12 protein-coding genes are annotated in these 12876 nt (G+C 58.7%); 4 read left to right on the forward strand and 8 right to left on the reverse strand.

Annotation, left to right across the window (positions count from 1 at the left end):
* Window positions 1-214: 214 nt before the first annotated feature.
* Window positions 215-1960: a methionine--tRNA ligase gene (gene metG / locus AC2FLD_RS12545; protein ID WP_496672592.1), complete on the reverse strand. Its 1746-nt coding sequence runs from the start codon at window positions 1958-1960 to the stop codon at window positions 215-217.
* Between the two features lie 218 nt (window positions 1961-2178).
* Between metG and AC2FLD_RS12550 the strand changes: the two genes are divergently transcribed.
* Window positions 2179-2934 carry an OB-fold-containig protein gene (locus tag AC2FLD_RS12550; RefSeq protein ID WP_496672589.1) on the forward strand — a complete coding sequence of 252 codons (756 nt, stop codon included), beginning with the start codon at window positions 2179-2181 and terminating at the stop codon, window positions 2932-2934.
* A 34-nt stretch (window positions 2935-2968) separates the two neighbouring features.
* Complete coding sequence (locus tag AC2FLD_RS12555) at window positions 2969-4639, forward strand: flotillin family protein (protein ID WP_496672586.1); 1671 nt, start codon at window positions 2969-2971, stop codon at window positions 4637-4639.
* Window positions 4640-4690: 51 nt separating this feature from the next.
* Here the strand turns inward: AC2FLD_RS12555 and AC2FLD_RS12560 are convergent, their stop codons facing one another.
* The 7 genes from AC2FLD_RS12560 to AC2FLD_RS12590 all read right to left on the reverse strand — a co-directional run bounded on the left by AC2FLD_RS12560 (window position 4691) and on the right by AC2FLD_RS12590 (window position 10991).
* On the reverse strand, window positions 4691-5911 hold the full coding sequence (locus AC2FLD_RS12560; protein WP_496672665.1) for an MFS transporter: 1221 nt from the start codon (window positions 5909-5911) through the stop codon (window positions 4691-4693).
* 81 nt (window positions 5912-5992) lie between these two features.
* Window positions 5993-6589: a YceI family protein gene (locus AC2FLD_RS12565; RefSeq protein WP_496672583.1), complete on the reverse strand. Its 597-nt coding sequence runs from the start codon at window positions 6587-6589 to the stop codon at window positions 5993-5995.
* Between the two features lie 241 nt (window positions 6590-6830).
* Complete coding sequence (locus AC2FLD_RS12570; RefSeq protein WP_496672580.1) at window positions 6831-7451, reverse strand: ImuA family protein; 621 nt, start codon at window positions 7449-7451, stop codon at window positions 6831-6833.
* Between the two features lie 59 nt (window positions 7452-7510).
* Window positions 7511-8092, reverse strand: a complete 582-nt coding sequence (locus AC2FLD_RS12575) for a retropepsin-like aspartic protease family protein (protein WP_496672577.1) — start codon at window positions 8090-8092, stop codon at window positions 7511-7513.
* Between the two features lie 42 nt (window positions 8093-8134).
* Window positions 8135-8752 carry a MarC family protein gene (locus AC2FLD_RS12580; protein WP_496672574.1) on the reverse strand — a complete coding sequence of 206 codons (618 nt, stop codon included), beginning with the start codon at window positions 8750-8752 and terminating at the stop codon, window positions 8135-8137.
* A 2-nt stretch (window positions 8753-8754) separates the two neighbouring features.
* Window positions 8755-9144, reverse strand: coding sequence for an ACT domain-containing protein (locus tag AC2FLD_RS12585; RefSeq protein ID WP_496672571.1), 390 nt, complete (start codon window positions 9142-9144; stop codon window positions 8755-8757).
* Window positions 9141-10991, reverse strand: coding sequence for an ABC-F family ATP-binding cassette domain-containing protein (locus AC2FLD_RS12590; RefSeq protein ID WP_496672569.1), 1851 nt, complete (start codon window positions 10989-10991; stop codon window positions 9141-9143). The genes AC2FLD_RS12585 and AC2FLD_RS12590 overlap by 4 nt, the downstream gene beginning before the upstream one ends.
* 107 nt (window positions 10992-11098) lie before the next feature.
* On the opposite strand from AC2FLD_RS12590, the gene AC2FLD_RS12595 reads away from it, so the two are divergent.
* Entirely contained in the window at window positions 11099-12301 is a 1203-nt protein-coding gene (locus AC2FLD_RS12595) for a multidrug effflux MFS transporter (RefSeq protein WP_496672566.1), read from the forward strand.
* Window positions 12302-12416: 115 nt separating this feature from the next.
* Window positions 12417-12839 carry a nucleoside-diphosphate kinase gene (gene ndk, locus AC2FLD_RS12600; RefSeq protein WP_050603574.1) on the forward strand — a complete coding sequence of 141 codons (423 nt, stop codon included), beginning with the start codon at window positions 12417-12419 and terminating at the stop codon, window positions 12837-12839.
* The last annotated feature ends 37 nt before the right edge of the window (window positions 12840-12876 follow it).

The raw sequence follows: 12876 nt of genomic DNA on the forward strand, positions 1-12876 counted from the left end.
GCCGAGTCCGCCGGCATGGCGACCCGAGTCGGAAGTACTTGGTGTCAGGATGACTTTTTTGCGGTGAATTCTCAAGCGCGATAAATCTAGGGCCAATGAGAGGCGATGCCAAAAATTTCAGCGCTTTGGATGGTTTAGATATTCAGCTGTTTCATGCCAGCCCGCAATACAGGGGCTGATAAAGCCCCCGCTTGTCGTTTGGGTCACGCCGTGTTCAGCTGCGTGTACCTGCGAATTTCTCCTGCCACTCCTCGCGCTGTTCATCCGTGACTTTGGCGAACAGAACGTCGGGCACGGTAAAGTCGTGACCTGCGGGCAGGGCGCTGAGCGCTGCGGCCACGTCTTCCGGCCAGGCAGTATCGAGCGTGTTCATCGCGCTCAACATGCGGGCCGAAGTGTCAGGAATGAACGGCGCGCTCAGCACGGCGTACAGACGGATCAGGTTCAGACCCAGGCGCACCTGAGCGGCAGCCTGCTCGGGGTCTTCCTTAAAGGTTGACCATGGGGCTGCGGCCTGAAGATATTCGTTGCCAGCAACCCAAATCGCCCGCAACTCCTGCGCCGATTTGCGCACCTCCATCGCCTCCATATGCCCTTCATAAGCGCGAACACGTTTGGTGAGTTCGTTGATCAGAGCGTTTTCACGATCGCCATAGTTGCCGCCTTCCGGCACGGCTTCACCGAACTTCGAGCGGCAGAACTTGGTAATCCGGCTGACAAAGTTACCCAGAACGTCGGCGAGGTCCTTATTCACCGATTGCTGGAAGTTTTCCCAGGTGAACTCACTGTCGCTGCTTTCAGGGGCATGGCTGAGCAGCCACCAGCGCCAGTAGTCGGCGGACAGGATTTCCAGCGCCTGGTCCATGAACACGCCGCGACCTTGCGAGGTCGAGAACTGGCCGCCATCATAGTTCAGGTAGTTGAACGACTTGATATAATCGACCAGCTTCCATTGCTCGGATGATCCGCTCACTTCATTATGCGTGTTGGTGCCCAGAATGGTCGCCGGGAAAGACAGCGTATGGAAAGGCACGTTGTCCTTGCCCATGAACTGGACATAACGCACGTCGTCTGCGCCTTTGTCGGTGCGCCACCAGCGCTCCCAATCGGCGTCGCTCTTGCCATTGGCATCGGCCCATTCCTTGGCGCAGGCAATGTACTCGATCGGCGCGTCGAACCACACATAGAAGACCTTGCCTTCCATCCCTGGCCAATCCTGATCGCCTTTTTTGACCGGCACGCCCCAGTCCAGATCGCGGGTGATGCCACGGTCTTGCAGGCCGTCGCCGTCATGCAGCCACTTCTTGGCAATCGATGTGGTCAGGATAGGCCAGTCCGCCTTGCTGTCGATCCACGCATCCAACTGATCCTTCATCGCCGATTGGCGCAGATACAGATGCTTGGTCTCGCGCACTTCCAGATCGGTCGAGCCGGAAATGGCCGAACGTGGCTCAATCAGGTCTGTCGGGTCCAGCTGTTTGGTGCAGTTTTCGCACTGGTCACCGCGCGCGCGCTCATAGCCGCAATTGGGGCAGGTGCCTTCGATATAGCGGTCGGGCAAAAAGCGACCGTCGGCGTTGGAATAGACCTGTTTCTCGCTGACTTCGCGGATCAGGCCCGCGTCATCCAACTTACCCGCAAAATGCTGGGTCAGACGCTTGTTCTGGTCGCTTGACGAACGACCGAAGTGATCGAAGCTGAGGCCAAACCGTTTGGCGATATCGGCCTGAACCGTATACATGTCGGCGCAGTACTCGGCCACCGGCTTGCCTGCCTTGGCGGCAGCCAGTTCGGCCGGCGTGCCGTGTTCATCCGTGGCGCACAGGAACATGACCTCAGTCCCCCGGGCACGCTGGTAACGCGCATACAGATCGGCTGGCAGTTGCGAGCCGATCAGGTTGCCGAGGTGCTTGATCCCGTTGATGTAGGGGATCGCTGAGGTGATGAGAATCCGAGCCATGTTCCGCTTCCGCATATCTGTCTGCGCGCCCGTCTACCTTATGTCGTCCGTCAGCAAAAGGCCGGGTTTCGCACCTGCGCCCTGAAAAGCAATGATCGGCAATAAAAAAACACCTGACACCGGATTTCGGATTGTATACGGGCGGGGGGAGACACCACCCTTAGGTTGAATTCCAGAATCGCAACCTCTTGAAATTTCGTTAAGACTACCCACATCCAATGTATACTAAAGTATACAATAACGAAAGCCATTCATTGATGTTCGACTTCCTGCTCGAAGGTGCATTTGTACCATTCACAATGGCACTTGCGCTGTTGTTCGGCCTGCTGGCACTGGAGCTGATTGCTTTGGTGTTGGGGGGAAGTTTGCTGGCGGGTGAGGGCGAGGTTGATCTGGACGTGGTGGATGCCCTGGATCTGGATGCCGCGGATTTCGATCTTGATATCGATGCGGATTTCGATCTGAGCGAATTCGAACTGGCCGAGATTGAGACGGAGGTACCTCAGGCAGACTCAGCAGGCCCGATGGCCTGGCTGGGGATCGGCAAAGTGCCGTTCATGATCTGGCTGGTGGTACTGTTGGCAGGTTTCGGCCTGTCGGGCATCGGCCTGCAACTGGCGCTGCGCGATCTGCTGGGATTTGACCTGCCCAGTTGGATGGCGGCCATTCCTGCCGGTGCGTTTGGCCTGTGGTTTGCGCGTGGCTTTGGCACAGTCTTTGCCCGGCTGTTGCCCAAGACCGAGACCGAGGCAATGTCGGAACGGATGCTGGCCCGCCGCCGGGGCGTGATCTCGCAAGGGACTGCTTCACGCGGGCGCGCGGCAGAGGTGCGGGTGATGGACCGGTTCGGCAACACGCATCACCTGCGGGCCGAGCCGCTGCAGGACAAAGACATCCTTGAGCAAGGCACCGAGGTTTTGGTGCTGCGCGACAGACGGCGCGACCGGTTCGTTCTGGTTGGATTGTCAGACTAATCAAATTTCAAACCCTAAAATCGGAGGATTTTGCATGGAAGTTTCTTTCCTGGCCATTACGGTCGTCACCATTCTGGCCGTTCTGCTGTTCATCGGCCTTGTGCTTGGCCGTCTATACAAACGCGCAACCCGCGAAGTGAGCCTGGTGAAAACCGGGGCAGGCGGCAAAAAAGTCATTATGGACGGTGGTGTCGTGATCGTGCCTCTGTTGCATGAAGCCAGCCCCGTAAACATGAAAACCCTGCGCCTTGAGGTGCAGCGCAGCGGTGAGGCTGCACTGATCACCAAAGACCGGATGCGCGTGGACGTGGGTGTCGAGTTCTACGTCTCGGTCATGGCGACCGAAGAAGGGATCGCCCGCGCGGCTCAAACGCTGGGTGATCGCACCTTTGATGTCGAGCAATTGCGCGAGATGATCGAAGGCAAGCTGATTGATGGCCTGCGCGCCGTGGCGGCTCAGATGACCATGGACGGTCTGCACGAAAACCGCGCCGACTTTGTGCAGGAAGTGCAGAATGCGGTGTCCGAGGATCTGCTGAAAAACGGCCTGTCGCTGGAATCCGTCTCGCTGACCGCGCTGGACCAGACCCCGTTCGAAGCTTTGGATGAGAACAACGCGTTTAACGCCGTGGGTATGCGCAAGCTGGCCGAGGTTATCGCGACTTCAAAGAAAGAGCGCGCGCAGATTGATGCGGATGCCGAGGTTGAGGTGCGTCGTGCGGCGATGGAAGCACAGCGTCAGAAGCTGCTGATCGAAAAAGACGAAGAACAGGCGCGTATTGAACAGACGCAAATGGTGGAAACCCTGCGCGTGGCCCAAGAGGCCGAGATCGCAGCGCGGACCGAAGACTCGGTACGTGAAACAGAACGCGCCCGGATCGCCCGTGAGGAAGCCATCCGTGCAGCCGAGATCGAGCGTGAGCGCAAGATCCGCGATGCGGAAATCTCCAAAGAGCGCGAAATCGAAGTGGCCGAGCAAGAGCGCCAGATCATCATCGCGCAGAAATCCGAAGAGGAAAGCCGCGCGCGTGCGTCGGCGGATCTGGCCCGTGCTGAGGCGACCAAAGCGACCGAATCTGTTGTGACCGCCCGTGAAGTGGCCGAGGCCGAACGTCAGAAGCAGATCGTTCTGATCGAAGCTGCCCGCGAAGCGGAACGTCAGGCAACTGCGATCCGCCTCGCTGCGCAGGCCGAGAAAGAGGCCGCCGCCGACCGTGCCGAAGCCCGGCGCGAGGAAGCTCAGGCCGATGCTGACGCGCTCAACATTCGTGCCGAAGCCAAGAAGAACGACATGCTGGCCGAAGCCGAAGGTAAACGTGCGATTGTCGAGGCCGACAACGCTCTGTCCGCTGCGCAAATCCGCATGAAGGTGGATTTGGCGCGGATCGAAGCCATGCCCTCGATCATCTCGGAAATGGTCAAACCAGCCGAAAAGATCGACTCGATCAAGATCCATCAGGTTGGTGGCATTGGTGCAGGCGCCTCGGGTGGTGGTTCGGCCAACGCCGACAAGCCCGTGGTTAATCAGGCACTGGATTCAATCATGGGCATGGCCGTCCAGATGCCGGCGCTCAAGAAACTGGGCGAAGAACTGGGCCTGTCGATGGAAAACGGTGTTGGCGGCGTTGTGAACGGTGCTCTGGAGCAGACTGTTGAGCCCGCCGAAGCTGAAGAACCAGCAGAAGAATCGCGTACCGAGCACTGACGCAACTGCCCCTCGAAATTGTTGAAAGGGCCGGGTGCTTCCCGGCCCTTTTTACTTTTCCCGCGACCGTTTCAATAGCCGACCTATCGTGAACGAGGTCCGTGGAGCGTAGACGTAGTTCGTACGCTCATCTGGTGTAGGCCGCGACCGCATCCGGGCCAGACCAAAGATGATCAGGAAGGCATGTCCAAATGCGACGAAGGCAAATAGGGCTTCGGGGCCGAACTTTTGGATCAAGGTCGACGAGATATAGGGCGACGCGATGGCCCCTAGCGCAAACCAGAACATCAGCGCGGCCGATAGTTCAACACGTTCCTCGGTCGTGGCAAAGTCATTTGCGTGGGCGGAAGAGACCGAGAAGATCGGAAAGGTTGTCAGGCCAAAGAAAACTGCCGCCGACATCACACCAATGGTCCCGCTGCCACTTGCCATCATTGTTACTCCACAACTGAGCACCGCAGCTGCAGATAGCCAGATCAGCACCCAGCGCCGATCATATTTGTCGGCCAACCAGCCCACGGGGTATTGTGCCAGCGCACCACCCAATACGAACGAGGCCAGGAAGAAGGCGATCTGATCGACACCCAGGCCGACCTCTTGCCCGTAAACCGGGCCGACCATGCGGAAAGAGGCCGAACTGAGCGCGGCGACGATCACGCCTGCCACCGCCAGAGGAGAGCTGCGCCAGGCCAGTTTCGGACGCAATCGCGGCGCGTCGGGTGTTTTGGGTTGGCTGGCTTTGGTCAATGTCAGTGGCAGTAGCGCGGCACAGCACAAAATAGCCAGTAGGTTGTACGAAACGTAAGACGCAGGCGGCAGTACCGCGATGATCAATTGCGCACCAAGAGACGCGCCCATATCGACAATCCGATAGGTTCCCATGGCGCGCCCGCGTGTCTCGTTGTTGACCTTGGCGTTCAGCCAGGCTTCGATCACCGTATAGCTGCCCGCAACACAGGTCCCCGACGCGATCCGTAATGCGGCCCAGATGTAAGGGTCGTCCGTCAGAGTGTGTCCGATAAGCCCCATTGAGCCCAATGCGGTGCATACGGCAAAAGCGCGTGAATGCCCGATACTGCCCATCAGGCGCGGGGCCCACCAGCACCCGACGAAAAAGCCGATAAAATGGGACGAGCCCAACAGACCGATCTGTTCTGTCGTGAAATTCAGCGTGATGCCCGAAATGGCATCGAGTGGACCCACGCCGCCCGTAGAGAGCTGCAGCAGAATGACCGAAAGAAACAGGGCGGCAAATGAAATGATCGTGCGCATAGTGAGGTCAGGCATAACGCACTCAGACCGGTTGCGCGTGTCTAATCGACCCTCGTGTGTCGTTTTTTGCAGTTTCGCTGTTTAGTTCTGGCGCGTGATCTCGGCGCGGATGTTCAGCCCGACCGTGTCATCGACCAGTTCGGGATAGCCAGAGGCCCCAAAAACGTGGCGGTCCAGTGTTCCTGTCAGGCGGATCGAAAGGGCGTTGAGGTCATCCGCTGCGCTGCCTGGCGGGCGGTACAGCGCGGCGTCGAGGATCACCGGGCGGGTTATGCCACGCACGGTGAGGTCTCCTGTAATGGTGGCCCCGTCCGAAATGCGTCCACTCGGACCGAGCTGGATTTTGGTCGAGGTGAAGCGAATGGTCGGATGTGCATCGGCGTTCAGTACGCTTTCCCCCAGCATGGGGCCGCGCGCAAACGGTAATCTGGTTCGCGCATTGGCAACGTTCAGGATCACGTCGACCTTGCTGTTTTGCAGACGCTTTGTATCCAGTTTTATTGCAGCCGATTGGATCGGCATCGTGCCGGATTGCGAAACCCCGGACAGATCGAAGGTGAATCCAACCGATGTGCCTTTGGACGCCAGAGCGTAAGGGATCAATGCGGTCTGCGCAGAGGTAAGTGCCGGCCATGCCACCAACCCGGCTATCACGGCCCGTCTGGTCATTCTGGTCATGAAGGTTCCTCTTGCCTGTGCTGGTGTTTCGGGTGTGTTCGAACCTGTTGTGCGCGCCTGTGCCTTGACGTTAGAGCGCAGGGGGTAACTCTTGGTTAACGCGCGGGTGGTCCCTTTTATTCAGATATTGTTTGCAGAGATGGCGGTCACTGGTGGCCAGGTGCATCATTTGCGTGTGCATAAACGCTAGGGCGGTGCCCTGTGTTTAGCCAATCACATCTTGGGTGAGCGATTTGCCGTGTTACCCCAAAGCATCATCGGTCTGGGGCCGGATCAACTCCAGCCCTGCGCGGGCGGCGGTCATGCTGGCCTGCCATGTGATCGGGGGCAGGGCGCGTGCGCGGCGGCGGGTCAGGGTCCAGCGCCGGGCCTCGCCCTGATGGGCCGCAGCCATGTGCCAGCGCGTCTCGACCCCTTGCGCGCCACCGTCACCAGGGGTCAGCAGCAGGCCAAGCGGAGCCCGCCCCATCGTGCCGCCCTGTTCTGCGGCCAGATGCATCCGACGTATCGGTGTCAGCCCCGGCGCGCCGGGCAGGTCGCCGATGATCAGTGGGATCGCCCCGCTGCGCAGTGCCTCTTCCATGCACCACAGAAGATCCTCGGCACGGGTGGGATGAACAAAGATGAACCGGGCCGGATCGGCAAAGGCCATCATCCCATCGGGGTTTAGCTGGCCGGGTTCCCACGCGGGGGAAATCCACAAGACCGGGCCCTGTGTCTGGCCGGTCAACCACATGGCAAAGCTGCGTCGGGCTGGGCCACATGCCTCGTGCACGCGGCCCAGTTGCAGAGTGATCTGATTATGTAGGCTCAACCCGGGAGCAGCGCGCGCGGGTCTTTGATCGAGAAGATGGGCAGACATGCGGACAGTTTAGCATGTTCCTATTTTGTTCTCAATGATCGAAAGCGATTCCAAAGAGGTCAGCGCGACAGGATCATGCGCCCGTCTGCAAACTGGATATTCGAAAACCGATGCAGATAATCCATCCCCAGCAGGGACTTGTGCAACTCGCCCTCATTGACCCAGGCTGATACGTTTTGATCCGTGATGGGGCCAACAGTCAGGGTTTCAAGCCGGACCGGAGCGGTGCGCACCTCGCCATTGGCGGTCAGGGCGCGTCCGAAATAGTTCAGTTGATTGGGGTCGATGCCTGCGCGTTCGGCATCCTGTGCGCTCAGCACGATCTGGCTGGCGCCGGTGTCGACAAGAAAGTTGATTGGCTCACCATTCACCAGAACCGGAAGGTAATAATGGCCATCATAGGCGCGGGGCACCTCGATCGTTTCGCCCGAAACGGTCATCTGCGGGGCGGGCCCAACCGAAGACCGGATGTCTTCCCACAGGCCGATAACAGCGATGACGCCAACAAAGATGAACACCCAGGCCATCACCTGTTGCAATGTCTTGTTCAGGGACTGGCGGTTTTGCGAAACGAACCAGAACGCAACCGCCAGGCCAAGTACGACCAGATAGACCAGTTGTCCGATATTTACGCCTTCCATTCGCGTATCCCCACTTCAGCCAGTACTACGCTATATGGGGGTTTATGCGGCAAAACCAAAGGCTTTGAGGCCATCCAGAATGAACTGTACCGAAAGCGCTGCCAGCAACATACCCAACAAACGGGTCAGAACATTCAGCCCGGTCTTGCCCAGAACACGCGCCACAGCGCCGGATGTCAGATACATCACGAATACCATCGCCAGAACGACAAGCATGACGCCAATGACAACGGCAAGACCCTGAATGCCGGGCTGCTGACCCGCAAGCAGAATCATCGTTGCTATCGAGCCGGGACCGGCGATCAGCGGGATGCCCAAGGGAAAGACGGACGGGTCCGGATGTTCCTCTTCCTCGGCGCTGCTTTCGCGCCGTTTGGTGCGGCGTTCGAACAGCATGTCGAGCGCGGTCAGGAACAGCAGAACGCCCCCTGCAACGCGAAACGCCTCCATCGAGATGCCGACAAACCCCAAAAGAGCTTCACCGAACGCAGCGAACAGGGTCAGAATGAAGCCCGCAGTCACGCACGCCCGAACCGCGATGGACCGGCGCGTGTTCCAGTCCATGCCCTGAGTCAGTGCCACAAAGATCGGTGTTTGCGCGGGCGGATCAAGGACCACAAATAGCGTCGTGAACGCAGTTATCAGGAATGCGCTGTCCATCGCTATTTGCTGCTCCTTTGCAGGTCCTGCAGGATATTCAGGGCGTTTTGTGCCGAATCTGAAGGGACGTAAACGTGATCGTGGTGATACCCTGCGACCATGTTCGCGGGAATACCTGCCTGAGCCAATGCGCTGGAAACGGCTGCGGTCAAACCGACACCTTCCAGCGAAGAATGAACCTGCAACGTGATGCAACGCATTGCGACGGCATCCTGCGTTGCATGGTTGATTGGTACGATGAGAGATAACCCCTCAGCCTCGACACAGCTTGCACGTGTACCGTCTGGCCAAGGTTTGTCTTGATGCCAGGAAGCAAAGGCAAACTCGCCTGACTGTAAAACAGGGCGCATACCGGCAATCATGGCGTTAGTATCCTTGATGGGCGTGGTCATGCTGTTTCTGCCTGTTCAAGCCGTTCGGCGGCTGCGACCCACAGGGCCTCGGCTTTTTGCATGGCCTCAGTGACTTCAGCAAATTTCCGGTTCCAGGTTTCCAGATCGTTGACCTTGTCGTCTTCATACAAAGCCGGGTCGGACAGCTTGGCCGAGAGTTTATCGTGCATGTCCGTCAGTTTTTCGATCCTGTCCTCGCATTTGCGCAGATCGGCGCGTAGGGTCAGCATCGCCTCGCGCGAGGGGCGTTTAGGTTTGCTGACTTGAGGCTTTTCTTTCACCGGCTTGTCTCGCGACAACAGCATGGCACGATACGCTTCCAGGTCGCCGTCAAACAGTTTGACAGTTCCTTCTGAGACCAGCCAGAGCCGATCAGCAACAAGGCTCAGAAGGTGCATGTCGTGGCTGACCAACACGACCGCACCGGAATATGCGGTCAGCGCTTCGACCAGAGCCTCGCGGCTTTCGATATCAAGGTGGTTGGTCGGTTCATCGAGGATCAGCATATGCGGCGCATCGATGGTGGCGATCAACAGCGACAGGCGTGCTTTCTGACCACCCGACAAGCGACCGACTTTGGTTTCTGCCTGATCTGCGTTCAATCCAAATCCGGCCAGACGGGATCGCCACTTGCCCGGCGCTTCATCCGGTCGCAAACGGCGCAGGTGGTCCAGTGGCGTTTCGTCTACGTGAAGTTCATCCACCTGATGCTGTGCGAAATAGCCGATGCGCAGCTTGTTACTGCGGGTCATCTTGCCCGCCATCAGCGGCAGGCGGTCGGACAGAAGCTTGGACAGCGTCGATTTGCCCTGACCGTTCTTGCCCAGCAGGGCGATCCTGTCATCCTGATCGACGCGCAGGTTCAGGCGACGCAGCACTTCAGTTTCACCATAGCCGGTGACGCCGCCTTCGATCTGGATGATTGGCGGCGAAAGTTCCTCGGGCTCGGGGAAGGAAAACGCGCGCAAGGCAGCCTCTTGCGGGGTCGAGACCAGTTGAATGCGCTCAATCATCTTCAGGCGGGATTGGGCCTGAACGGCCTTGGACGCCTTGTAACGGAACCGGTCCACGAAGCTTTGCAGATGTGCGATGCGGGCCTTGGACTTGGCGTTCTCGGATTCCGCCTGGGCCAAACGTTCGGCGCGACGCTCGGCAAATTTGTCATACGGCACCGCGTAATAGGTCAGCTTGCGGTCTTCCAGGTGCAGGATCGACCCCACTGCACGGTTCAGCAGCCCTCGGTCGTGGCTGATGATGATCACCGTGTGTGGATACTTGGCCAGATAGCTTTCCAGCCACAACGCGCCTTCAAGGTCCAGATAGTTGGTCGGTTCGTCCAGCAGCAGCAGATCGGGCTGCGAAAACAGCACCGCCGCCAAAGCGACACGCATCCGCCAACCGCCCGAGAAATCCGAGCAGGGGCGCAGTTGATCTTCGTCGTCAAAGCCCAACCCCTTGAGGATCGAGGCTGCCCGCGCCTCTGCCGACCAGGCATCGATGTCGGCCAGCCGGGTATGGATCTCGGCGATCCGCGCAGGGTCTTCGGCGCTATCGGCTTCGGCCATCAATGCGCTGCGCTCAGTATCAGCGGCGAGGACGGTGTTTATTAGCGACACTTCTGACGAAGGCACTTCTTGCGCCACACCGCCAATCCGCGCGCGTTTCGGGACTGAGATGTTGCCGGATTCCAGCGCCAGCTCCCCCCGGATCAGGCGAAACAGGGTGGTTTTCCCGGTGCCGTTCCGGCCGACAAGGCCGACCTTGTGGCCATCGGGAATAGTCGCGCACGCCCCATCAAAAAGCGGGCGACCTTCAACGGCGTAGGTGATATCTTCGATCCGTAGCATGGGGCGCTCTTAGCAGAGCTGTGATGCCGCCGCCAGCGGCTTAGCATGTTCAAGCTTCAAGCAATGTGTTAGCGCTGTTTCGTTTGCTTTTCTGAACGGTTTTTCACATGCGCGCGGCCCAAACGCCACCATCTCTGATCACGCTGATCTTTGCCACGGCACTGTCGGTGCTGTCGCTGAACATGTTCCTGCCATCACTGGCGCATATGAGTGACGATTTCGGCGTGGACTACGGCCTGGTGAACCTTTCGATTGCCGGGTATCTGGCGGTTTCAGCGGTTTTACAATTGATTATGGGTCCCTTGTCCGACCGTTTCGGGCGCAGGCCGATCTTGTTGATCTGCATGACCATCTTCGTCATCGCCTCAATCGGATGCACACTAGCTGAATCGATTTGGGTTTTTCTGGGGTTCCGTCTTTTGCAGGCTTCGGTTGTCGCTGGGTCAGTTCTGTCCAGTGCGTCGATCAGAGATCGGTATCCGCCAAATGAAGCGGCCAGCAAACTCGGCTATGTCGCGATGGCCATGGCTTTGGCGCCGATGCTTGGTCCGATGCTGGGCGGGGGGCTGGATATGCTCTTCGGCTGGCGCTCGGGATTTGTGCTTTACACCTTGCTCGGGGCAGGGCTGTTGGGGCTGCTGTGGTTTGACATGGGCGAGACTAACATGAACCGCTCTTCAACTTTCGCGGCCCAATTGCGGGAATATCCGCATCTGTTCCGCGCCCGTCGATTCTGGGGCTATGCCCTCTGTGCGGCGTTTTCGATTGGCGGGTTCTACAGTTTTATCACCGGCGCGCCATTGGTCGCGGCCGCGTGGTTCGATCTAAGCCCTGCTATGCTGGGCCTTGGAATTGGGATCATCACGGGTGGGTTCATGGTCGGTAACTTCGTTACCGGCCGGATAGCAGCGCGGACACGTCTGACCACGATGATCCTGATCGGCCGGGTTGTGGCTTCAACAGGGCCATTCTGCGGATTGCTGTTGTTTCTCGCTGAATTGGGGTCGGTCTGGGTGTTCTTCGGCTCGGCCATTTGTGTCGGGTTCGGCAACGGTCTGACAAATGCAAATGCCTCGGCAGGGGTCATGTCGGTGCGCCCCAGGCTGGCAGGCAGCGCGGCAGGGTTGTCGGGGGCGATGGTGGTTGCACTCGGTGCGATCCTGACGTCAATGACAGGCGCATTTGTCAGCCCAGAAAACGGGCCGTTTCTGGTTCTGGGCATGATGTGGGCGTGCAGCTTTGCCGGGTTGCTTGCGGTGCTGTATGTTCGTCGTTTGGACCGGATTGACCCGCTGCCCGACACATTCTGAACCCCAATGCAGCGGGCAGACCATCATTACACTTTTCTTGAGCGGAAGACCGTGATACGCGGCGCGCGATGGATTTCGGCGCGGGTCCCGCGCCAAATTGTAAGGAGAGGCCGACATGGCACTGGAACGCACATTCTCGATCATCAAACCCGATGCAACCCGCCGCAACCTGACTGGCAAGATCAACGCCAAGTTCGAAGAGGCCGGCCTGCGCATCGTTGCGCAAAAGCGCATTCACATGACCAAAGCTCAGGCTGGCAAGTTCTATGACGTGCATGCCGAGCGTCCGTTTTATGACGAACTGTGCGAATTCATGTCGTCTGAGCCGGTCGTTGTTCAGGTTCTGGAAGGCGAAGGCGCCATTGCAAAGAACCGTGAAGTCATGGGCGCAACCAACCCTGCAGACGCAGCCCCCGGCACCATCCGCGCCGAGTTCGCTGAATCGGTTGGCGAAAACTCGGTCCACGGTTCAGACGCTCCGGAAACCGCAGCGGTTGAGATCGCCTACTTCTTCTCGGGCATCGAACTGGTTGGCTAAGCCGCCGCCTTTGCTGAAGTATGAGGCCGCTCCGATT

This window comes from Ruegeria sp. CDSA021 (assembly GCF_059612325.1).

Excerpts from the sequence above, each read along its gene's own strand:
- metG (WP_496672592.1), bottom strand. The coding sequence starts at position 1,960 with ATGGCTCGGATTCTCATCACCTCAGCGATCCCCTACATCAACGGGATC.
- AC2FLD_RS12550 (WP_496672589.1), top strand. The coding sequence starts at position 2,179 with ATGTATACTAAAGTATACAATAACGAAAGCCATTCATTGATGTTCGAC.
- AC2FLD_RS12555 (WP_496672586.1), top strand. The coding sequence starts at position 2,969 with ATGGAAGTTTCTTTCCTGGCCATTACGGTCGTCACCATTCTGGCCGTT.
- AC2FLD_RS12560 (WP_496672665.1), bottom strand. The coding sequence starts at position 5,911 with ATGCGCACGATCATTTCATTTGCCGCCCTGTTTCTTTCGGTCATTCTG.
- AC2FLD_RS12565 (WP_496672583.1), bottom strand. The coding sequence starts at position 6,589 with ATGACCAGAATGACCAGACGGGCCGTGATAGCCGGGTTGGTGGCATGG.
- AC2FLD_RS12570 (WP_496672580.1), bottom strand. The coding sequence starts at position 7,451 with ATGTCTGCCCATCTTCTCGATCAAAGACCCGCGCGCGCTGCTCCCGGG.
- AC2FLD_RS12575 (WP_496672577.1), bottom strand. The coding sequence starts at position 8,092 with ATGGAAGGCGTAAATATCGGACAACTGGTCTATCTGGTCGTACTTGGC.
- AC2FLD_RS12580 (WP_496672574.1), bottom strand. The coding sequence starts at position 8,752 with ATGGACAGCGCATTCCTGATAACTGCGTTCACGACGCTATTTGTGGTC.
- AC2FLD_RS12585 (WP_496672571.1), bottom strand. The coding sequence starts at position 9,144 with ATGACCACGCCCATCAAGGATACTAACGCCATGATTGCCGGTATGCGC.
- AC2FLD_RS12590 (WP_496672569.1), bottom strand. The coding sequence starts at position 10,991 with ATGCTACGGATCGAAGATATCACCTACGCCGTTGAAGGTCGCCCGCTT.
- AC2FLD_RS12595 (WP_496672566.1), top strand. The coding sequence starts at position 11,099 with ATGCGCGCGGCCCAAACGCCACCATCTCTGATCACGCTGATCTTTGCC.
- ndk (WP_050603574.1), top strand. The coding sequence starts at position 12,417 with ATGGCACTGGAACGCACATTCTCGATCATCAAACCCGATGCAACCCGC.